The organism is Hahella sp. NS-SX17, assembly GCF_057367735.1.
In genome coordinates, this window is sequence record NZ_CM170632.1 from 3,909,947 (window position 1) to 3,933,022 (window position 23,076).

A 23,076-nucleotide genomic window follows, 5' to 3' on the forward strand; every position below is an offset into this window, starting at 1 on the left:
GCACCTACCGTGAGCGACTTTGAATGAGCATACGCCGTGATGATCTACTCAGCATGACGTTGCAGGACCTGGAAGGCTATTCCAACCGGGGAACCGTCAAGCGGGCGCAGAAAGAACTGGAAAATCTACGTGCAGAACTGGCTGCAGGCGAGACTCTTTTGTCGGAGGATGACGCCGGCAATCTGGCGGCGCACTGGCCGGATGGCGTGGTCACGCAACTGGCGGCGAATGAAGCCTTTCCCCATGGACGTTGCACCTGCCCTTCGACTACCACTTGTCGTCACCTGATTACTTTGGTGCTGGCCTATCAGGAAATCCGTGCGGAAGACGCCGAAACGCCAATCCCTGCCGCCTGGAATCCGGGAGACATCAGCGACGAATTGATGGCGACGGCGTACACCCCGGCGCAAATCCGCAAAGCGAAGAAGTGGTTTCAGGAGGGTGTACTGGCGGAGTTGGCCCTCAGTGAAAAGCCGTTGGCGATTATTGAGACGGTCGGTGTGGCGGTCCGCTTTTTAGCGCCGGGCGATCCGCGCTATGTGCAGTCCGATGGCGACGAAGAACTGACGGCGGTGGCGGCGATTATCGCCATACTGGCGTTCCGGCGGCTCCCCCAGGGCCAGACGGCCGGTTATGTCAGCACCTGTCCGCCTCCCCCTGTCGAGCCGCAAGCCTTTGAGTCCGTCGGCTATCTGTTTGTCCGCCTGCTGCAAGAGGGGTTGGCCCAGCTGGAGCCGGGCTTGCGGGACAAGCTCAGGCGCTCCGCCAAAAAACTGCAGACTCATGACTGGCTGTGGCCGGCCAGCCACTGTGAGCGTCTGGTGGAGCAGATCGACCGCTACCAGCGACGCGACGGCGCTTTTTCCCCTTCACTGGCGCTTCGCCACATGGGCGAATTCCTCTGTCGACAGCGCGCCCTCGCCGCCCCGACGCTTCCAGCGCCGGAAGTGGTGATCCGAGGCGGTGGGCCGGAGCGACGCAAGGAACGGACCGGCAAAACCCGGTTTATAGGGCTGGGTTGTCGTATGCAAGCGGTCAATGGCGGCGTATTGGCGGAGGCGTTTTTGCAAAATATGGATACCGGCGCGCTTGTCGTGCTGGAGAAAAGCCAAAAGATATCGAAAGAAGAAGAGGCGCCGCGCTCTTATCATCAGATCGCCAGCCGCATGTACATACAACAGCATGCCGTCTCCGACTACGGTAAGGGTCAGGTATTAACTTCAGGCGCTAAACGCTCCCTGGATCAGCGTGTGACTTTCGGTCGCCAGACGGCGGTCAATCCACAGTCTTTTCAGTGGACGAACCTGCGCCAGAATCTCTTGATGGAGGACTTTGAAGAACTCCTGAGGCGTCTGGACAGCCGGCTGGCGGGACCGTTTCGGTCTCTCAAGGCCAATGAAAACTTCTATGCGCTCAAAGTCGCAGGCGTCGCCAATCCCCGTTTCGACGCCGCCTCCCAATGCATCAAAGCGGATCTCCTGGACGCAAAAGGCGCCGCCATAGCGCTGTCTTTTCCCTACTCGACACGGGGAGCGGAAGGCGCCGAAGCGCTATTGCAACTGCTGCGCATGCATGGCTCGCACATCAACTATGTCGCCGGCTCGGTGACAGAACACACTCACACGCTGATGATCGAGCCTGTCAGCGTCGTGTACTCCGTGAATCAGCAAGCCATGATGCTGCAGCCCTGCGTTGACGACAGCCTGCCCGGAACGCCCGTCGCTCATACGCTGCCGGCGGAAAATCCTCTGGCCCTGGAGCGATCCGCCCTGAGCAGACTGTTGGAAGAAGTGGACCTGCTATTGTGCGATCTGCTGATCACCGGGCTCAGACACGCCTCTCCCCGCGCCCAATCCCGGTGGCGGGAATTAACCCTCCAATGCGACGCCACAGGACTGCGCCAACTGAGCCGGATTATGTCCGCCGCCATAGCCTGGCGCGAGAACTTCATAGAAACAGACAAACCCGCCCTGATTAACCTGCTGATTTACTTGAGGCTTTGCAAGTAGGTGAAGCCATTGAGCTACGGCAATATGACTTGGTTAGGCCTGCTCAACTGTTGACCAACCCTAATCAGTGACATATTTGATGACAGGGTTGCGCCCATAAATGAGAATGATTACCATTTGCGAATCGTTTTTTTGTTAAGAGATTCCAATGAAAATCACTACAGCCAATGTCGGTCTGATATTCGGGTCAGACACGACCAACACGGAAGAGGTCGGAGAGAAAATCTGCCGGGAGTTCGCCGGCCAGGGCGTGACTGTCGAAATGATCGATGTAAGAGAAGCAAGTTCCGCCGTGCTGGAGCAATTCGATCTGGCTATCCTCGGCATTCCTACCTGGGACTTCGGGGGCATTCAGCAGGACTGGGAGGACTTTGAGCCGGAAATCCAGGTAACGGATTTGAGCGGAAAAACCGTTGCGCTCTACGGACTGGGCGATCAGTTCGGATACGCCGACTACTTTCTGGACGCTATGGGGTGGCTGCACGAAAAAATTCTGCGCACCCACGCCAGAGTCATTGGCTACTGGCCGGTTGACGGATACGAATTCAGCGCTTCTCTCGCCTTCCTCAAGGAGCAAAACCTGTTTTGCGGGCTGGCGGTGGACGAAGACCAGCAATTCGAGCTGACGGATCGGCGCGTCCAACGCTGGGTCAGCCAGATTATTCATGAATTTGAACACGCCCTTGTGGCCTGAAGGGAGACGCGACAAGTGAATTTCTTATGCCCCAGGCACCGCATGAAAATCGAGAGCGACCCTGAACACGCCAATGTCAGTTGGAAACTGACGATCCAGAAAGCCCGCAGTCTGGTGGATAACCAGTCCTGGGACGAGGCGGTGATGTTCTACGGCAATGCCCTGGAAATCTCAGATATCCTGCTGACGCAGGAAACGGACGTCGGCGCAATGGAGCGCTACATGCGCACAGCGGTTGAGTTTATGCACGCGCTCAGAAACAGCCTGCACAGAGATAACCGCCTCCCCCTGTTTGATTTCATTCACGCCCGCATGAAAGACATCTCCTGCGATACACCCATGCCGTCAGTCATTTTGCCTCTTAAGGACGTGACCTTTGAGCCCCTCGCGAAAGTGAACAACTGGATGCGCCAATGGCGCCGCATTTTCAGCGATACGCCACAGGTGATGCACTAACCCGCCCGGCTTCAGCAACCGATCACCCCTGTGGCTGACGCAGACTCCGCCATTAATCAGGCAGGCAAGATGATAACGTGATAGCCCACGCTTCTCAGGGGCTTCGGGTGATCGGTGATTATGAAGCAGCGGCGAATCTGGTCATAAGGCGCCATTTCAAGCTGTCAGCCGTGCGTATCGCGGAACTCGGTCTATTCTTTGAGTAGGACAAGCGACAAGGAATGGAGGGGAAGTGGCGGAGATCTACCAATCGACCTACCAGGATGGCGTATGGAGTCAGCCCCTGCCCTCAGCCAGCGGCGCAATTGAGGGAACCAAACTGTTCGACCACTGCATCAGCCTGACCGCCGCCACATCTTCATCAATAAGAATGCTATATGGCGGGCTTTTACTCCTATGGTGAGATTTCTTCCGTCATCTGCAACGACGGACGTTGCGGGCGGCTGAATCAAACGATGACGGTGAGGTTTTTCGAAGAGGCCGGATGATGCACAAGCTGCTACAGCTCCAATTAAAACGATCCGCTCTGTCCGAACTCCTGGCGGCGCACCCACATTTTCTGGAGAGCGTGTCAAACGCCTATGCGCAACACGAGGATGAAATTCGATTCGTCGAACGCTCCCTGTTCGTCCTATCCAATGAGCTGAATGAGAAAAATACGCTGCTGTCCCGGCAAGTTGAGGAGTTAAGGCAGGCGAATGCGCAGATCAGTCATGTCAGCGCAGAACTAACCGCCATCCTGGACGCAACCGGGGACGCTATTATTTCCTTCGATTGTAACGGGGAGTTATCCCGGATGAATTGCAAGGGGAAGGACTTCATCAGCCAGTTTCAGGCGGACGTCAGGTTTGAAGAGCAGTTGCTGCAGCTATGCAAACACCCCGCAGAACTCGAAGGGGCTTTTGAAAGCATACATAACGACCCTTTTCTAAATGTGCACGGACTCATTGAGCTCCAGCGTCGACGCTATTATGAGTTTTACTCATCCCCCAAAGTGGTGGACGGCCAACTGCAAGGCCGGGTCTGGAGCTTCAAGGACATCACCACACAAAAAATGACCGATAACGTCATTCGTTTTCAGGCGTTGCATGACTCACTGACAGGCCTGCCAAACCGCAGCTGCCTCGCCCAGCTCCTTGAAAAGCAGCTGCGCTTTCACAATTTTCACCTGATGAAACTCGCGGTGCTTTTTATTGATCTTTCCGATCTCAAAAAGATTAACGACACCCAGGGCTTTGAAGTTGGTGACGCCATATTGATAGACTCGGTGCATCGCATCATGCTGTGTCTGCGAGATCAGGATGTTATCGCCCGTTTCGGTGGGGATGATCTGATCGTTATCTTGCGCGACATCCCTGACAGAGAGTGGATCATGTCGGTATGCAGGAATATCGCCAGAGACATAGAGCAACCCATAGAATTCAGCAACCATCTTTACTTCATTTCCTGTCACATAGGCGTCAGCGTTTATCCCGAAGATGGCGAGAACGTAAATGATCTGGTCCGGCACGCGGACCTGGCTAAGCACCATGGTTTTAGTCAGGGCGCCGCCATTCAGTTCTTCAGCTTCAATATCGCCGAGGAGGAATTGCGCAAACAGACGCTGGAAAACCAGTTGCGCAAAGCCATCGAAAACCTCGAACTGACGCTTTATCTGCAGCCTAAGGTGGATATCAGAACGGGCGCGATCAAAGGCTCGGAAGGCCTGATACGCTGGGTGAAGCCGGACGGCAGCGTTATCCCGCCCGGGGTTTTCATTCCTATCGCAGAAAGCACCAGCATGATACGGGACATCAGCCGGCTGGTTGTCCATGAGGCCTGCAAGATTCTGGCGAACTGGGGCCGGCTTGGCATTACAGAACCGACTATTTCCGTGAATCTCTCCATCGCTGACTTTAATGACAACAGGCTGGTCAGCGACATCGTCACCGAGCTTGAGCGCTTCAATGTCCCGCCGTCCAGATTGATTCTGGAAGTGACGGAGTCGTTATTTATGGCGAATAAAGATCTGGTGAGAAACGCCATGCTGCAACTGGAGCAACAAGGCGTTAAGTTCGCCCTGGATGATTTTGGCACGGGCTATTCCTCCCTCAGTTATCTGCAGGAGCTTCCCTTCTCCTACCTGAAAATCGATCGCTCATTCTTGCTGGGAGCCCTGCAAGACGGGAAAAAATCCGCCATCGTGCAGACCATTATCGACATCGGCAAAAACCTGAATCTAGAGCTGATAGCGGAAGGCGTTGAGGATGCCGAAACCCTGGAGTTCGTAAGAAGGAAAACAGATAACTGCGCGCTGGTGCAGGGCTTTTTCTTTTACAGACCCATGCCCCATAGCGATTTGACCGACATGCTGTTAAAGCGTCCTTTGTAGCTCTGCTCTCTTGGCTTCTTATTTCTTGTTGTGAGCAGCGACGGGGCTGGCCCTGTCTCCCGCGGCTATCCACGCAGGCGCACCTATGCGCCCTGTTAATAGAATCCTGACACCAATATGGTTGACAGTATCAACCATATTTACTATGGTTGACATAGTCAACTAATCAAGGCTGTGAATCATGCCGGAAAATAATGTCCAAGAGATCAATATCCCCGAAATCAGCGTCGGCGAGTCCCTGCACCGTCTGCTTCATGCCTATAAGCGCGCGATGCGTCAGGCGTATCAGGAGGTCAATCTGACCCTGGCGGTTTCCCATATACGTTCGCTGAAAGTGATCAACCACGCCCGTGAGAAAAACGCTCTTTGCACCGCCCAGGTGATTGCAGAACGCCTGCAGCGGGATAAGGCGCAGATCACGCGGGTGGTGAAAGATCTGCTGGAGGAAGGGTTGATTGAGAAACGGGACAACCCTGAAGATCGACGCAGCCAGCTACTGCATTTAACCCAGAAAGGCGTCGACGCGTACAAGACAATAAAAGAGGTGGAAGCGCTGGCGGGAAGCCGCATGGCGCAAGGCCTCAATGCTGATGAGATCCGGGAGTTCGTCAAACTCGCGAATGCGATGGCGGAAAACCTCAAACACTGAATACAGCCGCTCCTCACAATGGAGCCCTATCTTTACTGAATTCACGAGGATGAAATGAGCAGACCTGCGCCCCGCGAACTGACACTGGTTCGCAGACAATCGATTACTCCCAACATGCTGCGCGTCACCCTGGGCGGCGACGGCATCGCCAGCTTTCCCGCCGACCAGGAAAGCGCATACGTCAAACTGATGTTCCCCCGCGACGGCGAGCAGCGCCCGCTGATGCGCACCTACACCGTGCGCGCGCAAAGAGAAGATGAGATCGACATAGATTTCGTCATTCATGAGGACGGCGGCCCCGCCTCCACCTGGGCGATCCAGGCGGAAATCGGCTCACAGATCCTGATCGGCGGCCCTGGTCCGAAAAAACTGGTGAATACGGAAGCGGACTGGTTTCTGGTAGTCGGCGACATGACCGCCCTGCCCGCCATCAGCGTCAACCTGGAACAGCTTCCCTCCAATGCGAGGGGCTATGCGGTGATTGAGGTGATCAGCGAGGCGGATATCCAGCCCCTTAAGACCCCCACCAACCTCGACGTGCACTGGCTGATTAATCCCCATCCCGGCGTCGACAGCAACCTGCTGCTGAACAAAGTCCGCGACCTGCCCTGGCTACAAGGGCGTCCCTCCGTCTGGTGCGCCTGCGAACTAAACAGCATGCGCCAGTTGCGGGACCACTTCCGCGCCCAGGAAGGACTGGAAAAAAGCGACCTGTACATCTCCAGCTACTGGAAACTCGGCGTCAGCGAAGATGAGCACAAAGTGCTGAAGGCGGCGTTGAATTAAAAAACGGGGCGTAAAGCCCCGTTCTCTTTTGCAAGCAGCGATGTTGAGCGCACTTTGGCGCCCTTATCACCGTTTATTTCCATCTGGTTTTACGATGCGTCTTCCAACTGCGTTGAGGCCTTGTGGCGTTGACGGTTTCAAAACCGTGGGGAAAGCAGCGCGAGCAGCCGGACTCATCCCCCAGAACCACTCTCGAAACCGTTGTGCCGGACACCTTCTTAGGTAAATCCGCCAGCCCTGCTTCATTGCGCCCAAACGCCTTGATAAGACGAACTTCACGTTTCTTCACTCTTCTCTCCTTTAGGAAAATACCTAAAAGAGAGCACCTTTTAATATTGCTACCAGCATGTGTTCTAGCTAACCAAGATTTGACCGCGCCATCTTAACCGCATTGATGACATCATCAATAGGCAAGTCCAGTCCAACATTGGTTTTACCACTGTAATTCACGCCAAGCAGGCATTTCGCCTGCCGCAGAGATGGAACCCATTCATCCAGAAATGTCCGCCATTCGTAGCCAGACTGAATATAGCCTGTATAGGCCGGAACCTGATTGATCTGCGCGATTACTCGCTCCCTGCTTGACCACCACGGAAAACACTTTGTTCCGTGCCTGTTATTTGAGGTTACAAACTGGCCGTCTTTTTCGATCGTCCACACCAGACCATGTTCGGCCACCTCTTGAACATACAGCTCCCACCGAGTTTCATTGCTTGTCGCCATTTATTACTCTGTAATATCCTTCATCGTGTCTGCAATTGATTGTGAGAAGGCATGCAGTGAGTTCATATCCTCTCGTGAAAAGGGGCTTACTGGAATTGAATAATCCTTACTATGGCAAGTTACGCACCAGTCTTCATCTATCTCAGATTCACAGTTCATACATAACCAACTACTTGAGGGAGCCCCTCCGTACGCCTGCCGTATTCTCTCACACAAATCTTTTAAGCAAGAGAATTTACCTTCGTCAATGAGACTCTTTATTTTTCCCAAACTATCACTTGAAACATTCATATTGAGACACCTCATTTTCGAGTTTCATATTACAGACTCCATTGAAATGCTACTCAACTCTCCGAGACCCTCTCCTCAATCACCGCCTGCACCCATTCCCGGTATTTGGCGCTGGGTCTCAGCATTTTTATTAAATCGCCTGGTTCAATGTCGTCGGGTAGTCCCGGCTCAATGACAAAGCGTTCGAACCAGGCTTCGCCGTTGCGCTCCCAGGCGGTGTCGACGATTTCGTCAATGAGTTCCTCCCGTGTGGCCTCATCGCTGGCGTCGGTTAATTCCGCCATGGTTTCCGGTTCGGACAGAATCATCTCCGCATAAGATTCCGCCGAGGCGCGCAGGCCTTTTAACGTCTCTTCTTTAAACTTATCGAAGTTCATTTTCTTTCTCCCCCCAAAAAAGAAATAAGAAATTGCTTACCCTCGACAATAATCCAGGTTAGCCCTACAGTGCCAATCTTTCGGTCGTTCAGAATAGAGAATCAGTGAAGTAGTGGAATGGAACGAAATGGATAGCATGAAAGTCATCCTGGCGCGGCACGGTCAGACGATCTGGAATCAACAAGGTCGCCTGCAAGGCCGCCTCAACTCCGACCTGACGGACCAGGGCAAAGCGCAAGCAGACAGGCTGGCGACGGACGTGAAGCACTACCGCTTCGCCAAGGTTTACTCATCGCCCGCTTTACGCTGTATGGAAACATGCAAGGTCATTTCGCCGGACTTTGAAGTATGCGACTTGCTGCAAGAACAGAACTTCGGCTCCTATGAAGGCCTGTCCCTGCATGACATAGACCGAAGGGACCCTTCCGCCAGGGCCGTTATCCGGGGAGAACACCCCTACAAAAAAGCCGGCGAAAACTCCGAGAGCCTGGCGGAAGTCGCGCAAAGAGCAAGTCAGTTTCTAAATCTGCTTGCAACCCATCATCAAGATGACACCCTCCTGGCGATCACCCACGGCAACTTTTTAAAGGCGCTGATCTGGTGGATACATGCCCAAGATAGAACCAGCGCCAGCCAGTACACCCACTTCAATTGCGCTTATTCCGAAATCACGTATTCGAACAATGACTGGACAGTGTCTTATTGGGGTAAAGCTTCGCATCTTATTGGGGTGTTGTGAGGAAACAAGGGAGAGGGCGCGCGCTCCCCTTTGCAACTTCCCTTACATATTTGGTGCAACCGCCCTTAGGTATTATGGTGCGACCGATCCCGCGTATTGATGGGACGGGCGAAGGAGGATCTGCCGCGACCGGCGGTCATTTCCGCATAACCGGAGCGGTAAACTACGGCTTTTTCCTCCAGGCTGTAGAAGCTGCGGGCGCCGCGCTCGTTACGGTCTTCGACGCGGATAGAGCCGGTGGAGATATGCACAAACCCTTGATAGCCGGTAACTTCGACAAAGACATGGGTTCTGGAGAGTTTAGTGCAGAAACGCTCCACCCAGGGTGATAACGCGCCGGCGTATCCGCCGCCGCAGGCCAGTACGTGCACATCAATGAAGTTCAGGGGCAGACCTTCCTCACGTAAATCGTCCGCCATCTGCTCCGTGGTGAACGCTTTGAATACCCCGCCTACCCAATGCTTCGTCTCTCTATCGTAGTGCTGACGGTTTCTCGGCAACCAGCCGTTCTCCTTGGCGGCGATGGTGGCCGTATCACCCCTGCCCGCGCCATGAGTGAAAATATACAGCGTGTCAGTGGCGTGTAAACGCGACAGACAGCCAGGCGAGGTGGGCAATCTGAGTCGCGGTTTTTGAATCACGGTGGCGTTCAAGACACCGGCGAGTTGCGCGGACAGTGCGATCATTTCCGGGCCGACAACGGGAAGATAGATGTAACTAGCCATGATTAAGGTTCCTTTTATGCATTATTGAGGGTGTTTTGTTCTTTTATGATTGTTAGAGAGAGCCGCCATACTTCCGCGGCGGGTTAGCGTCCTCTCCTTGTTTCATGTACGCAGATTAACGCCGCATTCTTAAGGGAACCTTAAGAGTTGTTTTTAAAGTGAAATTCAGAAACCAGAAATTTTTTTAATTTCTTTGCATCCAAACGCCGCATCCCTGTCGTCTTTATCTACGAGTTTCAAATTCAGGGTCCGAGACCCGCTAACCAACCTTAGATAGATCACACTTAGATAGATAAAGGATAGAAAGATGAAAAAGTTCGCCGCACTGACCACTCTGATGATCGCCACCGCTGGTTTCACCTCCGCCGTATTTGCTGAAGGCAAAGCGGATCGTTACTGCGATGAAAAGTATTCCAGCTCCAGCAAGAGCTACAGCGCCAACAGCTACGCCAGCGCTGACGGCTATAACAACTCCTACGACAACGCCGGCGGCCTGCTGAAAACTTCTTCAGCCAGCGCCAGCTCCTCTAAGGTCGTCACCAAAGTCACTACCTCTGTCGGTGAAGTATTCGCCAACGCGCAAGGCATGACGCTGTACACCTTCACCAAAGACAGCAATGGCGCGTCTGTCTGCTACGATTCCTGCGCAGACAGCTGGCCTCCGTTTTTCGCCAAGAAAGACGCTAAAACCTGGGGCGACTTCACTATCGTCGGCCGTAAAGACGGGACTTATCAGTGGGCTTACAAGAACCAGCCTCTGTACCTGTGGGTCGGCGACCGTCAGCAAGGCGATGCGACGGGCCATGGCGTAGGCAACGTGTGGTACGTCGCCCAGCCTTAATTGTTTCAGACAGATAGACAGAAAGCCTCTTCCTCTGCTGGTTAAATAGCTCTCTTTAAGCGCTGACGTCCAACTCGCCGTCAGCGCTATTTTTACCGCCTTACCTGGTAAGTTAACGCGTCTCTCGCACTAGCTGGCGGGACCTTGTCAGCGTTCAAAGAATTTACACCTTCTTAAATTTCTGTTTGTTCAAAATTCAGCCTAACCCTTACGGCAAGGGCGTTCAGGGTAGTCGTTAGATCACACAAAAACGATACAAAACAGACGCTTAGCTTTGTGTACAAAACCTTCGATTTTTGCCAAATTAGCCTCAATGGAATAAGACTTTTGGCCTTTAGTAATAATACTTATATAACGGTTTTACAGTTCTTGTCGGGCCCCTCCCCGACAGAGTTAAGAAAGATCCCAAATGTCTGGGTTCTCATGAGATTGGCCTGTTTTGTGCCTTATAGGTTCCCTGAGCAATCTCAAGAATTTTTCATTGCAGTACTTAATCTAACTACAACCCACACCAGGAGGTAACAATGAAAAGGCTAGCCTGCTCACTCGCTCTGACCGCTTTCCTGCCGTTTACGGCGATGGCGGATTCCATCTCTCCCGCTACTTACTCAGCCACGCTGGGTGTCGGCGAAAGCGTGACCATCACCAAGACAGTCACCGTTGACGCTGAAGCTACTACATCCAAGGTAGACGTATTCTTCCTGATGGATGAAACAGGCAGCATGGGGGGAGAAATTGCAGCGGTTAAAGCCGCCGCCAGCTCCATACTGGGAACAGCAGCCGGCTTTGGCGATATTAACTTCGGTGTAGGCGGCTATCGTGACGCCAGCGATTTCTTCGCTTATCGCACCCTGACCGATATGACCAGCGACACCTCCGCAGCGCAAGCCGCGATTAACAGCTGGACCGCCTCAGGCGGCGGCGACTTCCCTGAAGCGAATATTTACGCTTTGGAACAGGTCGCCAGCACCATCTCCTGGCGTCCAGACGCTGAGCGCATCTTGCTGTGGTTCGGCGATGCAACCGGCCATGATCCTTCTTTAGGCTCAACTGAAGCCAGCGCAACCGCTGCGTTGCAGGCAGCCAGCATCCAGGTTGAGGCGATTGACGTCGCCAACTGCACATTTGGTTTCTGCCTTGACGGAACCGGCCAGGCTACGCGCATCACCGCAGCGACTGGCGGCACCTATCACGCAGGCATCGACACCACTACATTGGTAGACACTATCAACGACGCCATTTCGACCGCTATTTCCACCTACACTGAGGTGGCGCTCGATATCTCCGGCGCGCCTCCCGGCATGGTCTCCGTGTCTCCTGCGTCCTATAACGGCTCTTTCACCCGTGACAGCGCTGCAACCTATGATTTTGAAGTCACCTTCACCGGCACGACTCCCGGCACTCACGACTTCAACATCTACGCCACGGTTGACGGCGGCAGAGTCGCTACTGAGCGCGACCGCATCATTGTCGGCGCCCCGGTTCCAGAACCCACCAGTCTGGCGTTGATGGGCCTGGCTCTGGTTGGCTTGCTGGCGCGTCGCAGAATGGCCTGATCAGTCCGTCTATAAAAAGGGCGTTTTAACAACGCCCTTTTTTTTTATCCCGCATATTGGATTACACTCTGACAAAGCATGAAGCTAACTTGTCTGAGAATTATAAGGTCCTTATCGATGAACAAACGCCTCTCCCTCGCACTGGCAGTCTTTTTCGCTGTTGGCGGCAGTCACGCAGCCATCACACAACCCAGTTCAGAACAATCCGACACCAGCCTGTTCTTTCTGGACGCGCCTCCTGTGGGCGTTGAGCAGCAGTCCGCCAATCAAGACCTCGCAACCGCACTGGATCTGATACGGCAGCAGAAGTTTATGCAGAGCCAGAAGCTGCTGGATGACATTCTCGCCAAAGAGCCGAACAATTCACTGGCGCTGGAGCTGAAAGGAACCGTGCTGGCGTTACAGGGAAAACTCAAGGAGGGACTGGAGCAGCTGCAAAAAGCCACGCAACTGGCGCCCACGCAAAGCTCCGCCTGGACCAAGCAGGGCGATGTTCACTCTGCCCTGAAAGAACCCAGGAAAGCGTTTAACGCTTATAAAACCGCCGTCGGCTATAACGACAACGACTCCCGCGCGCATCAACGGCTGGGCCTGATTTATCAGGAGCAAGGCGAGGTCGCCAAGTCCATAGAGCACTTGCAGAAAGGCTTGGCCAACACGCCGGATGACTATGTGGGGGTCAAACTCAATCTGGCGGAGCAGTACGTTAAAAATGGCGAACCAGGCAAAGCCGTTAAGCTGCTCTCTCCGGTCATTGACGTCAGTAGCGACAACACCGTTGCGCTGGTGCTGCTGGCCAACGCCCATGTCGCTAATCAAAGCCCCGAAGCGGCCATCCCCCTGCTCCAGAAAGCCCTTAAACTGTCTCCTAAACAACCCGCGCCGCTATTAGCCCTGGGCCTCGCCCAGCGTGACGCAGGTCAGCTGGATAACTCCCTTGACAGCTTCAACCAATTGCTCAAATTAAAGTCAGACTGGGGGCTGGCGTATTACCAGCGCGCCCTGACCCAGGCTAAAAAAGGCGATAACGACAAAGCGGCGAGTGACTACCAGGAAGCGCTGAAGGACGACTCGCTGCCGGAAAACCTGGCGGTGCAGGCCGGCGATTACTTTGCTCAATCCAGCAAACATGAGCTGGCGGAGAAAGTCTACAAAGACCTGATTAAACGATCCGAGACGCCTTTCCCGTACTACCAGCGCCTGGGCAGCCTCTATCAGTTGCAGAACGACCCGACTAAGGCGAAAGCAGTCTACACTGATTTGCTGAAAACTTACCCGGATAACCCACAGAGCTATCTTTACGCGGGATCATTTCACGCCTTCACCCGGGATTACGCCGCCGCCGTGGAGTTGTTCGACAAAGGGCTGCAACTGGCGCCGGACTCCGGCTCCTTACGCATGGCCAAAGCCGTCGCGCTGAAACAACTGGGAACGCTGGACAAAGCCCAGCAGGAAATGGAAATCCTGGTCAAAAATAACCCCGAGTCCCACGAAGGGTTGTTCCTGTTAGGCTCCCTTTATGAACAAGACAAGAAAACCGATCAGGCGATAGACGCCTATCGCCGCGTTCTGCGCCTGAACGACTCCCATCTGGGCGCGCTGAACAATCTGGCGTACCTGCTGGGCGAAACGGACAAACTCAACGAAGCGGAAAAACTGGCGCTGCAAGCCGGGAAACTCGCTCCTATCAACCCCACCGTCCTGGATACCCTCGGCTGGATACAATTCCGCCTGGGCAAGGTCACCGAAGCGGAAGCCAACATCGGCAAAGCCTACCAACTGGCCGCCAACAACCCGACAATCACCTACCACTACGCCAAAGTGAAGCAAAAAAGCGGCGAAGTAGCGGAAGCCCAAAGCCTGTTCAAATCCTCCCTGAGACTAGGCCTGGCCTCCCCCTGGAAAACCGACGCAGAAAAACAACTGCAAAACTAACCCTACCCGGATGCGCGGGCGACCCGCCCGCACTTCCCCAACATTTTTCACACCTCAAAGTAGGTTGGATAAGCGCAGCGCCATCCAACAACCAGGTTTAATAAGCCACCTCAATCCTCTGATTTTAAATGAATTTATTATCATGGAAACACAGCGTCGGAAGGCGCTTCGCTTTTCCGACCTGCCTTTGGAAGGAAGTATTGGGGGAAGGTATTAATTGTAGGTTGGATAAGCAAAGCGCCATCCAACAACCAGGTTTAATAAGCCACCTCAATCCTCTGATTTTAAATGTATATATTTACATAGAAACATAGCGTCGGAAGGCGCTTCACTTTTCCGACCTGCCTTTGGAAGGAAGTATTGGGGGAAGGTATTAATTGTAGGTTGGATAAGCAAAGCGCCATCCAACAACCAGCCTAAGAAAGCCACTGCAATCTATTGATATAAAAGGTATTTATTGGCACAAAAACACAGCGTCGGAAGGCGCTGCGCTTTTCCGACCTACTTGGTTTTGTCGCCTTTTTTCTCTGCGTCCAAGCCGTCTTTGGGGACGAAAATCCAGCCTTCCGATATCGGGGTATCCGGTTCCGGCGGTTGTAGTTGTTCGGGCTGGTTCACAAACAGCCAGGCGATCAGGGCGCAGATCAGTGCGTCCCGTTTGTCCTCGTGGTCGATACTCGCGACAAAGGCGGCGTCTCGCCAGTGAGGACGTAAGGGTTGCGTGTCACTGGTCCGCTCAGAGCAAAATGGCTCCAGCAGCGTCGCCATACGATCGGAGTGTTTGCAGGACGAGGGATAGGCTTCGATAGTCTGGAGCAGACCATCCCCTTCCCAAACGCCGATGGACTTTCGCCGCGGCGCGAACTTGGCGAGCGCGTGCATGCCTTTCGTAGCCTGACTGCCGATCATATCTTTGACCGCAGAGAGTGGCGTCAAGCCATGTCGAAACAGAAAGCGCTCAGTCTGACGGAACAGATAAGGATTAGCCGCGGACTCATCCAGTCGATCAACAGGGGCTCCACCGGTGATCAGTTGCTGCAACGCCTGGGAGAAGCCCAAAGGCGTATCAATGGCCAGGATCACAGCAGGAAGCTTCCGGGACGGCCATGTCACCTTGCAACCATCAAGCAGCGCCTGAATCCACTCCGCCGTGGTGGCCGCCTGATTGATCACCGTCCGCAAATTACCCCGCCAGGGCTTGCCCAGCAGGTTGCGCTGACCGTCCAGCACCACCAAGGCGTCGCGGCTTTTGCTGTTGCTATCGCAATTCCAACCGCCAACATCCCAGCCGATGTACAGCATGTTGTTGCAAGCGTCGGATTTATCCATTTTCGTACCCGCAGGTCAACGCATGACAGAGATAAAACTTAGGTTGGATAAGCGCAGCGCCATCCAATAATTTGGTTTAAATATCAATTTTAAGGATTTGTATTTAAAGACATTAATAGGTATGAAAGTATGGTGTCGGAAGGCGCTGTGCTTTTCCGACCTACTGACTACTGATCTACTTCGCCTTCAAATCGGGGTTGTAGCGCAGGCCGTCTACAAGTAGCGCGACCATTCTTCGTGCGTAGTCGATGCGGTCGTCATGGGCGGACATGCATAGGCTGCCTACGGCTCTCAGCAGGTCGTCCGGGTCCACGTCTTTGCGTACTTCGCCGGTGGCGATGGCGGCGTCGAGTAAGCGTTGCAATTGCGGTTTCAGTTGCTTGTCGAAGTACCCTGGCAGTGTGCTATAGGCCGGGTCGCCGGAATGCAGTGCGGTGGCCAGTCCCCGTTTGGTGACGATAAAGTCGGCGTAGCGTTGAATCCAACACGCCAGCGCTTCTCCCGGCGTATGTTGCTCCGCCAGCGTGTCGGCGGCTGCGGCGCAGGCGTCTACCTGTTGACGAAATACCGCCACGATCAGGTCCGAACGTTGCGGAAAATGTCGATAAACCGTGCCCATGCCGACTCCCGCTTTGGCGGCGATTTCCCGCACCGGCGCGTCCACGCCCGAGGTGGCGAATACTTCCAGCGCCGCGTTCAGCAAGGCGTCTAGATTACGTTGGGCGTCCGCCCGTACGGGGCGCGCTTTGCTTTTCCCGCCGCCAGCGCTTTCTGTTTTTGTCTGTTTGCTCAATGTCAGTCCTCAGGGGAAGCCTTGGTTTCTATCTTTTCCAGCGTTTCAACGTTTCAACGTTTCAGCGTTTACCGGAACACTGCCGTTTCAATTTAAAACGGAACGCCGTCGACTTAATTAAAAAACGGAACAGCGCTCCATTTATCTCTTGATAAGCGGAACATGGTTCCGTATTATCCGGAACATTGCTCCATTTTATTCCGCATAGAGGGAGTAAACAACCGCCGAAAGGCGATCGTCTTGATGACTAACCAGGAGAAAAGCACATGAAATACCGCACCTTAGGAAGAACCGGCATTAAAGTGAGCCCCTATTGTCTGGGGGCGATGATGTTCGGCGCGGTGGGCAACGCCGATCATGACGAAGCGATCCGCATCATCCATAAGGCCCTGGACGCCGGCGTCAATTTTGTCGATACGGCGGACTTTTACAGCCAGGGCGAATCCGAGGAGATTGTCGGCAAGGCGCTTAAAGGGCGACGCGACAATGTAGTGCTGGCCACCAAAGCGCATCTGCCGATGGGACAGGACCCCAATCAACAAGGCAACTCCCGACGCTGGCTGACCCGCGCTCTGGAAGACTCCCTGCGCCGCCTGCAAACGGACCACATCGACCTCTACATGATTCACCGCCCCGCCCCGGACACCGACATTGAGGAAACCCTGGCCACCCTGACCGACCTGATGCGCGCCGGCAAAATCCGCGCTATCGGGACATCCGCCTTTCCCGCCGCAGAAATCGTCGAGGCGCAATGGGTGGCGGAACGCCGCGGACTGGCGCGTTTTCGCGTGGAGCAGCCTTCCTACTCGATTCTCAATCGCAGCATTGAAAGGGAAGTGCTGCCTGCCTGCGAAAAATACGGCATGGGCGTCATGGTCTGGAGTCCCCTGGCCATGGGCATGCTCACCGGGCGCTACCGCAAGGGTGCGCAGACCGAGAGCGAGCGCGTGAAATTTAACCCGGCCTACTTCGCGGATGCGGGCAAGCTCGACGCCATTGAACGCCTTTCCGCTCTGGCCCAGGAGGCGGGGCTATCCCTGACGCATCTCGCCATGGCCTTCGCCATCGCCCACCCCGGCGTCACCGCGGCGAATCTCGGGCCGCGCACCATGGCGCAACTTGACGATCTGCTCGCTGGAGCGGAAGTGACCTTGAGCAACGACATTCTTGATCAGGTTGACGCCATCGTCGCGCCGGGAACCGACATCGGGCCTCTGCATGCGCCTTACACGCCGCCTGCGCTGACTCATGCCGATCTGCGTCGCCGTCAGGAAAGAGACCGCGCCGCCGCCTAGTCATCCGTGCGGCGTCGACCGCCATCCCGTTGCACGCCCATGCACGAATAACCTTCAACTCCGCTTCACTGCGCTGTCATTTGTTTTTTCCAAGATGAAACCGTGGCGGCCACTGCAAACGCCGGAGTCGAGAGGCGTCCGCTTCCCGACTCCGGATATCACCCACATTCCGCGTTTCGCGCTGACGAGGTTTTCAGTCTATCCACTGCAAGCCTGGGCGGCGCTCGGCCGGAATTTGAGCAGAGTTGAGATATCGCATGTTATTCAAATGGAAAACGCCCGCTGTCCTGGCCGCCGTTTGCTCCGCCATGCTGTCATTCGGATTCAGCACAGGCGCCAACGCCGGCGAAACCTTTTATCCGCCTTTTCAGGCGAAAACCGCCAATGACAACCATCGCTTCGACGAGCTGTACTACGTGCAACCTCACAACAGCTTCGAACACGGGAGTCGTTTAAGCGAGTGGCTTGAGCGCGGCTATCGCACCCTGGAGCTGGATGTCATCGACCGCGGCGACTGGGAAAGTTGGGATAAAGGTCCCTACGTCTCCCACAGCGCCTCACCTGGAAATCAGAACTGCAGCGCAGGCAGCGACGACCAGCTTGGTCATTGCCTGGACGACGTGGTGAGCTGGATGAACGGCCACCCCAACGCCATGCCGCTGGTTCTGTTCGTCGACATGAAGGCCAGTTGGGACCCGCTGAACGCCTGGTACGCCTCGGAAGTGGAGCAGCTCGACGAATTCATCGGCAATTATCTGAACAGCCGCCTCGGCGGACGCTTTTACCAGTATCAGGACCTGATCAACCGCCTTAATCCACATTTCCAGTCCAACTATCGCAACACTTTGAAAAACGTGGGCTGGCCGAAGGTCTCGGAGCTGAAAGGCAAACTGATCGTGGTGTTGACCGGGGGCTTTATCGGCGACGTTAACGGACGTATGGAGACGGCGCTGATGAACCGTTTCGGCGCTCAGTCCACCTTTCTGTGTCCAGACATCGACACCGCCGACGCGGACGAATTCTCTGGAGCCATTGATTCCATGTCCGCCGAGCATTCGACCTACTTTTTCTGCGGCAACGTGAAAGCCGGCGACCATTATCAGCTCACAGCCAACCGCGCGGCTCAATATAAACAGATCATGCATCTGTGGGGCGCCGCCGGCGATTTCTCCAATACCTCCTACGAAAGCGCCTGGCTGGCGGTGGCCCACGGCGTCTCCGTGATCAGCTGGGACCTCGCTGCGCCCTCCTCCACGCCAACCTGGACCGCCAGCTCTATTCCTCTGGTCGGCCAGCGCCGGGGCTTGCCGGGGTACTTCAAAATCAAACCCAAGGTGAGGCCGGAATACTGCATGGATGTCGATAAGGCGCAGTACGGCAATGGCAGCGACCTGCTGTCCTGGGCCTGCGGCACCGGAGATAACCAGAAGTTCGTGTACACCGCAGAAGGCCAGCTACGCCCCAAAGGCGACAACCGCTACTGCGTTGACTTCAACACCGGCTCGGCGGACAACGGCGATAAAATGCACCTGTGGGATTGCGACGGCAGCAGTTCCGAGAAATGGCGCATCACCGAATCCGGCGCCTTCCAGAACCTGAACAACAACGGCAGCCATTGCATGGATATCCCCGGCGGAACCGCGGAATCCTCAGAACAGTGGCAAATCTGGCGCTGCAGCGGCGGAGGCAACCAGAAATTCTATCTGGAATCCGTATCCGACTGGCCGCAAACGTCTTTTTAGCCCTGACTGACTGCGAATAAGCCCTTCTGAACGGTTTCAGCGGGGCTTTTTAACTCGCAACAAGCCATCAAGCATTACGAGTGGTCGCCCGCGACACCAGCCAGGGGGCGACGCGGCGGGAGCGGGCCATGGCCTGGCCCTGGGTCAGAATGATCTCCAGGTTTTCCATCACCGCCTGCGCCAATAAGTCCACCGGCTGGCTGATGGTGGTCAGTTGATACCCCGGCCATTCCGCCATGGGCACGTTGTCCGCGCCGACAAACTGGATATCTTGCGGCGTCTTGCGGCCCAGTTGCTGGCGTACGGCGTCCATGGCGCCGAAAGCCAAGGCGTCGCAGGCGCAAAAGAGGCTGTCGATATCGGGGCGGCGCTGCATTAACGTCAGGGCGCTCTGATAACCGCTTTGATAGCTGTAATCCGGGTTGTCGCAATGGCCCAGCGGCTCAATCCCCTGGCTGCGCAGGCTGTCAAAGAAGCCGTCTTTGCGTTCCTGCGAGGCTTGTCCGTCCGGGCGTCCGCCGATATAAGCGGGACGACGCGCGCCGCAGGCCGTCAGATGCTCCGCCGCCAGGCGGCCGGCCATGCGATTGTCAGTCTGCACCGAGCAGATTTTACCGAAAGGATCGTCGCGCCCCATCAGCACTGAGGGAATGCCCATGGTCAGACAGATCTGCGTGGCCTGTAACGACAAAGAACCCGCGGCGATGATCGCGCTGTCCACCTGATAGGCGCCCACCAACTGCAATGAGTTGTTGATGTCGCCAGATTCATCCGGCGTCACCAGCATGGAAACCTTATCCAGCTTTTGCAGCGCTTGTGTCAGCGCGTAAAACACCTGGGATTCATAGGGATTGGCGAATTCCGCCATCACCACCGCCACCAGACCGCTCTGTTGTCCGGTGAGTGAACGCGCCAGGGCGTTGGGACGGTACCCAAGTTTCCTGGCGGCGGCGATGACGCTATTGCGCGTCGTTTCCGACACGCTGGCGCCAGGGGTAAAGGTGCGGGAAACGGCGGAGCGTGACACTCCCGCCAATCTCGCCACATCATCGGATGTAATGCGTTTGTCCTGCATCACCAGGCGGTCTCCTCTTCCCTGACCAGATCAAACAGTTCCGGTCGGGCGATCCATACTGGTCCGCCCCGGGTCAAACGCTCTCCGCACAGAAACGTGGAACTGCGTAAGCCCGCCTCGGTTGCGATCAACTGTCCCGCCAGGGCGTCCCAACTGTTCAGCTGAGGCTCGTAGAAACCGTCAGTTCTTCCCAATATCGCCTGACTGATGCCTACCGCCGCCGAGCCCGTCTGCCGCGTAACGCAACCCGCCTCGGTCCAGCTGCGCATCATGGCGATGGCCCGCTGCGCGTTGCCTGGCCTGAGGTTGTAGCCCAGACCCAGCACGGCGCTATCCAGAGTCACCGGCGTCGATTCGATCTGGTGACGCACGCCGTTGCGCCAGGCGCCCTGACCGCGGGCGGCGAAGAGCATTTCCTGGTGCACCGGGTGGTAAATCAATCCGATATCGGGCGCGCCGTCGCGCACCCGGCACAGGGTGATGGCGAAATCCGGGATGCCGCGCAGAAAATTGGTGGTGCCGTCGATAGGATCAATCACCCAGATACTGGCGTCCGCGTCCTGAGGGGATGTCGTCAGACCAAATTCTTCGCCGAGCAGCCGGTCTCGGGGACAGGCCGCCTGAATACGCCGCCGAATAAGGCTTTCCACTTCCCGATCCGCCTCCGAGACCAGATCCTGACGGGCTTTTCGCTCCACCCGCAGAGACTCGCGGCGGCGGAAAAAGGCCAGCGTCAGATCGCCGGCCTCCCGCAATATGGCTTCAGCCTGCTCCCGCTGCATAGCGTTCTCCTTGCTGATCTAATCGCGCGTTCAGTGGCGCGCCGGTGATGCAACACCAGCGCTCCCCGTCCTCCGCCACCGACACATCGACGCGAGGTCGGATGGCTTCGGCCACTGCGTTATGCTGGCCGTCTTCAATGTGATACAGCAACAAGTGGCGAGGACGGGCGCTTTGCAATTGGCGCAGGCAGCCGGGCAAATCGCCGTGATGGCTGCCCTCGCCCTGCTCCAAAGGAGAAAAACACTCCTGCATGGCCATCACGCATCCCCGCATCAAGCTGGCGCTTGCGGCGGTCGGACGACCGTCTCCGCTGTAAAACAGAGAGCCCGCAGGATGGGAAACAGGACCTTTTTGCTCCAGGCGCAACGCCAGATTGCTGATGCTGTGCTGGGTCGGCGCTGTTTGCAGCGTCCAGGGACCTATTTCCGCGGTTTGGCCGGCGTCGCGCCAGTGAATAATGAATGGCAGTCGCTGCGGCCAGGCTGCGTAAGCGGACATCCATTCCAGATGAGCCTGCTGCTCAGGCTGACAGAGTATCTGCAAGTCCCGACGCCGACCGGCGGAAGCCCATTGATTCAACAGCGCGGTCAAACCGGAGGCGTGATCCGGATGAATGTGGGTCAGATAGATCGCGTCGATAGCGTCCGCCGCCAACTGACGCCGCCACAGCGCCTGGGGCACCGTTGGTCCGCAATCGATCAGCAGGCGGAAGTCCTGTTCCTGCACCAGTACCGCGGCGTTCACCCGAAAACGGTCGTAGGCTTCACCGGTTCCAATAATCTCAAGCAGCATGGGCGCGCTCCATCTGCGAGGCCAGACTTATCCCCTGCTCGTCAAACAAATGCAGCATATCCGGCTTTAATCTGACGCCCACTTCGGCTCCGGCGCGGGGCGCGCAAGGGGTTTCCATGATCAGGCGATGGGTCTGAATACGCCCGTGCACATAGGCGATATTGCCCAACTCCTCCACTACGTCCACCTGCATGCGCAGGTCGCTACTGTCGTCGATAACCAGGCCCTGAGCACGCACGCCCAGCGCCAGTTGCGCGTCGGCTTGCAGGCCAGACATCCCGGTTTTTGGACCAAACCTGGACGCGTCAATCTGCATCGTCTGCCCCCAGGGCAATTCTAAAGACAGATGGCGGGCGTTCAGCGCCGCCACGCGCACAGGCAGAAAGTTCATGGCCGGAGAGCCGATAAACTCCGCGACAAAACGGTTGGCGGGCTGATGGTACAACTCCAGCGGCGTGCCCACCTGTTCAATGACGCCATTGCGCATCACCACGATGCGGTCCGCCATGGTCATGGCTTCTTTCTGGTCATGGGTGACGTAGATCATGGTGGAGCCCAGACGGTGGTGCAGTTCGGACAGTTGCACCCGCATCTGGTCCCGCAACTTGGCGTCCAGGTTGGACAGCGGTTCATCAAACAGGAACACCTCCGGCTTGCGCACGATCGCGCGTCCGATGGCCACGCGCTGACGCTGACCGCCGGACAGCTCCGCCGGTTTACGTTGCGTCAACGCCTGCAATTGCAGCAATTCCACCGCCTGTTGAATGCGCTGCTCCCGCTCCGGTTTGGCGACGCCGGCCATCTTCAGGCCGAACGCCATGTTGTCCCACACGGTCATATGGGGATACAACGCATAGGACTGAAACACCATGGCGATGCCCCGGTCTACCGGGTCCAGTTGATTGACCCGACGCTCGCCGATCCGGATATCGCCGCCGGAGACGGTCTCCAGCCCTGCGATCATGCGCAGCAGCGTGGATTTGCCGCAGCCGGAAGGCCCCACTAATACCAGAAACTCGCCGTCTCTGACCTGTAAGTTGATATCCCGCAGTACGGTCTGTTCTTTGTATTGCTTGCCCAGGTATTGCAATGTGACGGAAGCCATCAGCGAAATT

At 55.8% G+C, this 23,076-nt stretch carries 23 protein-coding genes; 13 read left to right on the forward strand and 10 right to left on the reverse strand.

All coding sequences use genetic code 11. The features are described 5' to 3' along the window. Positions 1–23 precede the first annotated feature (23 nt). The 7 genes from AC2IBB_RS17390 to AC2IBB_RS17420 all read left to right on the forward strand — a co-directional run bounded on the left by AC2IBB_RS17390 (position 24) and on the right by AC2IBB_RS17420 (position 6,965). Positions 24–2,009 (forward strand): hypothetical protein, encoded by a 1,986-nt coding sequence (locus AC2IBB_RS17390; protein ID WP_486328034.1) that lies wholly within the window; start codon positions 24–26, stop codon positions 2,007–2,009. Positions 2,010–2,157: 148 nt separating this feature from the next. Beyond that, positions 2,158–2,703 (forward strand): flavodoxin, encoded by a 546-nt coding sequence (locus tag AC2IBB_RS17395; protein WP_486328035.1) that lies wholly within the window; start codon positions 2,158–2,160, stop codon positions 2,701–2,703. Positions 2,704–2,718: 15 nt separating this feature from the next. Further along, entirely contained in the window at positions 2,719–3,159 is a 441-nt protein-coding gene (locus AC2IBB_RS17400) for a hypothetical protein (protein WP_486328036.1), read from the forward strand. Between the two features lie 232 nt (positions 3,160–3,391). Then, positions 3,392–3,562, forward strand: coding sequence for a hypothetical protein (locus AC2IBB_RS17405; protein ID WP_486328037.1), 171 nt, complete (start codon positions 3,392–3,394; stop codon positions 3,560–3,562). 81 nt (positions 3,563–3,643) lie between these two features. Further along, the gene (locus AC2IBB_RS17410; protein ID WP_486328038.1) at positions 3,644–5,530 is read left to right on the forward strand and encodes a putative bifunctional diguanylate cyclase/phosphodiesterase; all 1,887 of its coding nucleotides are present in this window, start codon (positions 3,644–3,646) and stop codon (positions 5,528–5,530) included. A 181-nt stretch (positions 5,531–5,711) separates the two neighbouring features. After that, a complete protein-coding gene (locus tag AC2IBB_RS17415) occupies positions 5,712–6,179 on the forward strand; it encodes a MarR family winged helix-turn-helix transcriptional regulator (protein ID WP_486328039.1) in 468 nt (155 codons plus the stop codon). Between the two features lie 54 nt (positions 6,180–6,233). Further along, a complete protein-coding gene (locus AC2IBB_RS17420; protein ID WP_486328040.1) occupies positions 6,234–6,965 on the forward strand; it encodes a siderophore-interacting protein in 732 nt (243 codons plus the stop codon). Positions 6,966–7,038: 73 nt separating this feature from the next. Here the strand turns inward: AC2IBB_RS17420 and AC2IBB_RS17425 are convergent, their stop codons facing one another. The 3 genes from AC2IBB_RS17425 to AC2IBB_RS17435 all read right to left on the reverse strand — a co-directional run bounded on the left by AC2IBB_RS17425 (position 7,039) and on the right by AC2IBB_RS17435 (position 8,356). Then, complete coding sequence (locus AC2IBB_RS17425; protein WP_486328041.1) at positions 7,039–7,254, reverse strand: hypothetical protein; 216 nt, start codon at positions 7,252–7,254, stop codon at positions 7,039–7,041. Between the two features lie 68 nt (positions 7,255–7,322). Then, positions 7,323–7,688, reverse strand: a complete 366-nt coding sequence (locus tag AC2IBB_RS17430; protein ID WP_486328042.1) for a DUF2750 domain-containing protein — start codon at positions 7,686–7,688, stop codon at positions 7,323–7,325. A gap of 344 nt (positions 7,689–8,032) precedes the next feature. Continuing rightward, positions 8,033–8,356 (reverse strand): hypothetical protein, encoded by a 324-nt coding sequence (locus AC2IBB_RS17435; RefSeq protein ID WP_486328043.1) that lies wholly within the window; start codon positions 8,354–8,356, stop codon positions 8,033–8,035. Positions 8,357–8,483: 127 nt separating this feature from the next. Between AC2IBB_RS17435 and AC2IBB_RS17440 the strand changes: the two genes are divergently transcribed. After that, positions 8,484–9,095 carry a histidine phosphatase family protein gene (locus tag AC2IBB_RS17440; RefSeq protein WP_486328044.1) on the forward strand — a complete coding sequence of 204 codons (612 nt, stop codon included), beginning with the start codon at positions 8,484–8,486 and terminating at the stop codon, positions 9,093–9,095. Between the two features lie 65 nt (positions 9,096–9,160). Here the strand turns inward: AC2IBB_RS17440 and AC2IBB_RS17445 are convergent, their stop codons facing one another. Beyond that, a complete protein-coding gene (locus AC2IBB_RS17445; protein WP_486328045.1) occupies positions 9,161–9,820 on the reverse strand; it encodes a hypothetical protein in 660 nt (219 codons plus the stop codon). Positions 9,821–10,127: 307 nt separating this feature from the next. Between AC2IBB_RS17445 and AC2IBB_RS17450 the strand changes: the two genes are divergently transcribed. The 3 genes from AC2IBB_RS17450 (at position 10,128) to AC2IBB_RS17460 (ending at position 14,152) form a co-directional block, all read left to right on the forward strand. Next, positions 10,128–10,661, forward strand: coding sequence for a COG4315 family predicted lipoprotein (locus tag AC2IBB_RS17450; protein WP_486328046.1), 534 nt, complete (start codon positions 10,128–10,130; stop codon positions 10,659–10,661). A gap of 524 nt (positions 10,662–11,185) precedes the next feature. Further along, positions 11,186–12,217, forward strand: coding sequence for a PEP-CTERM sorting domain-containing protein (locus tag AC2IBB_RS17455; protein WP_486328047.1), 1,032 nt, complete (start codon positions 11,186–11,188; stop codon positions 12,215–12,217). Between the two features lie 117 nt (positions 12,218–12,334). Further along, the gene (locus tag AC2IBB_RS17460; RefSeq protein WP_486328048.1) at positions 12,335–14,152 is read left to right on the forward strand and encodes a tetratricopeptide repeat protein; all 1,818 of its coding nucleotides are present in this window, start codon (positions 12,335–12,337) and stop codon (positions 14,150–14,152) included. Positions 14,153–14,653: 501 nt separating this feature from the next. On the opposite strand, the gene AC2IBB_RS17465 is transcribed toward AC2IBB_RS17460, so the two are convergent. Together AC2IBB_RS17465 and AC2IBB_RS17470 are read right to left on the reverse strand one after the other, a co-directional pair. Next, positions 14,654–15,481, reverse strand: a complete 828-nt coding sequence (locus AC2IBB_RS17465) for a DUF429 domain-containing protein (protein ID WP_486328049.1) — start codon at positions 15,479–15,481, stop codon at positions 14,654–14,656. A 175-nt stretch (positions 15,482–15,656) separates the two neighbouring features. Continuing rightward, positions 15,657–16,274, reverse strand: a complete 618-nt coding sequence (locus tag AC2IBB_RS17470; protein WP_486328050.1) for a TetR/AcrR family transcriptional regulator — start codon at positions 16,272–16,274, stop codon at positions 15,657–15,659. Positions 16,275–16,540: 266 nt separating this feature from the next. Between AC2IBB_RS17470 and AC2IBB_RS17475 the strand changes: the two genes are divergently transcribed. After that, on the forward strand, positions 16,541–17,569 hold the full coding sequence (locus AC2IBB_RS17475; RefSeq protein ID WP_486328051.1) for an aldo/keto reductase: 1,029 nt from the start codon (positions 16,541–16,543) through the stop codon (positions 17,567–17,569). A gap of 257 nt (positions 17,570–17,826) precedes the next feature. Next, positions 17,827–19,311, forward strand: a complete 1,485-nt coding sequence (locus tag AC2IBB_RS17480; protein WP_486328052.1) for a ricin-type beta-trefoil lectin domain protein — start codon at positions 17,827–17,829, stop codon at positions 19,309–19,311. 67 nt (positions 19,312–19,378) lie between these two features. Here the strand turns inward: AC2IBB_RS17480 and AC2IBB_RS17485 are convergent, their stop codons facing one another. From AC2IBB_RS17485 to AC2IBB_RS17500, 4 genes are read right to left on the reverse strand one after another with little or no spacing between them, the layout of a single operon-like run. After that, positions 19,379–20,386, reverse strand: coding sequence for a LacI family DNA-binding transcriptional regulator (locus AC2IBB_RS17485; RefSeq protein WP_486333972.1), 1,008 nt, complete (start codon positions 20,384–20,386; stop codon positions 19,379–19,381). Next, complete coding sequence (locus AC2IBB_RS17490; protein ID WP_486328053.1) at positions 20,386–21,168, reverse strand: inositol monophosphatase family protein; 783 nt, start codon at positions 21,166–21,168, stop codon at positions 20,386–20,388. Before AC2IBB_RS17490 ends, AC2IBB_RS17485 begins: the two co-directional genes overlap by 1 nt. Then, positions 21,149–21,961, reverse strand: coding sequence for an MBL fold metallo-hydrolase (locus AC2IBB_RS17495; RefSeq protein ID WP_486328054.1), 813 nt, complete (start codon positions 21,959–21,961; stop codon positions 21,149–21,151). The genes AC2IBB_RS17490 and AC2IBB_RS17495 overlap by 20 nt, the downstream gene beginning before the upstream one ends. Further along, positions 21,951–23,066 (reverse strand): ABC transporter ATP-binding protein, encoded by a 1,116-nt coding sequence (locus AC2IBB_RS17500; RefSeq protein ID WP_486328055.1) that lies wholly within the window; start codon positions 23,064–23,066, stop codon positions 21,951–21,953. The genes AC2IBB_RS17495 and AC2IBB_RS17500 overlap by 11 nt, the downstream gene beginning before the upstream one ends. Positions 23,067–23,076: the final 10 nt, after the last annotated feature.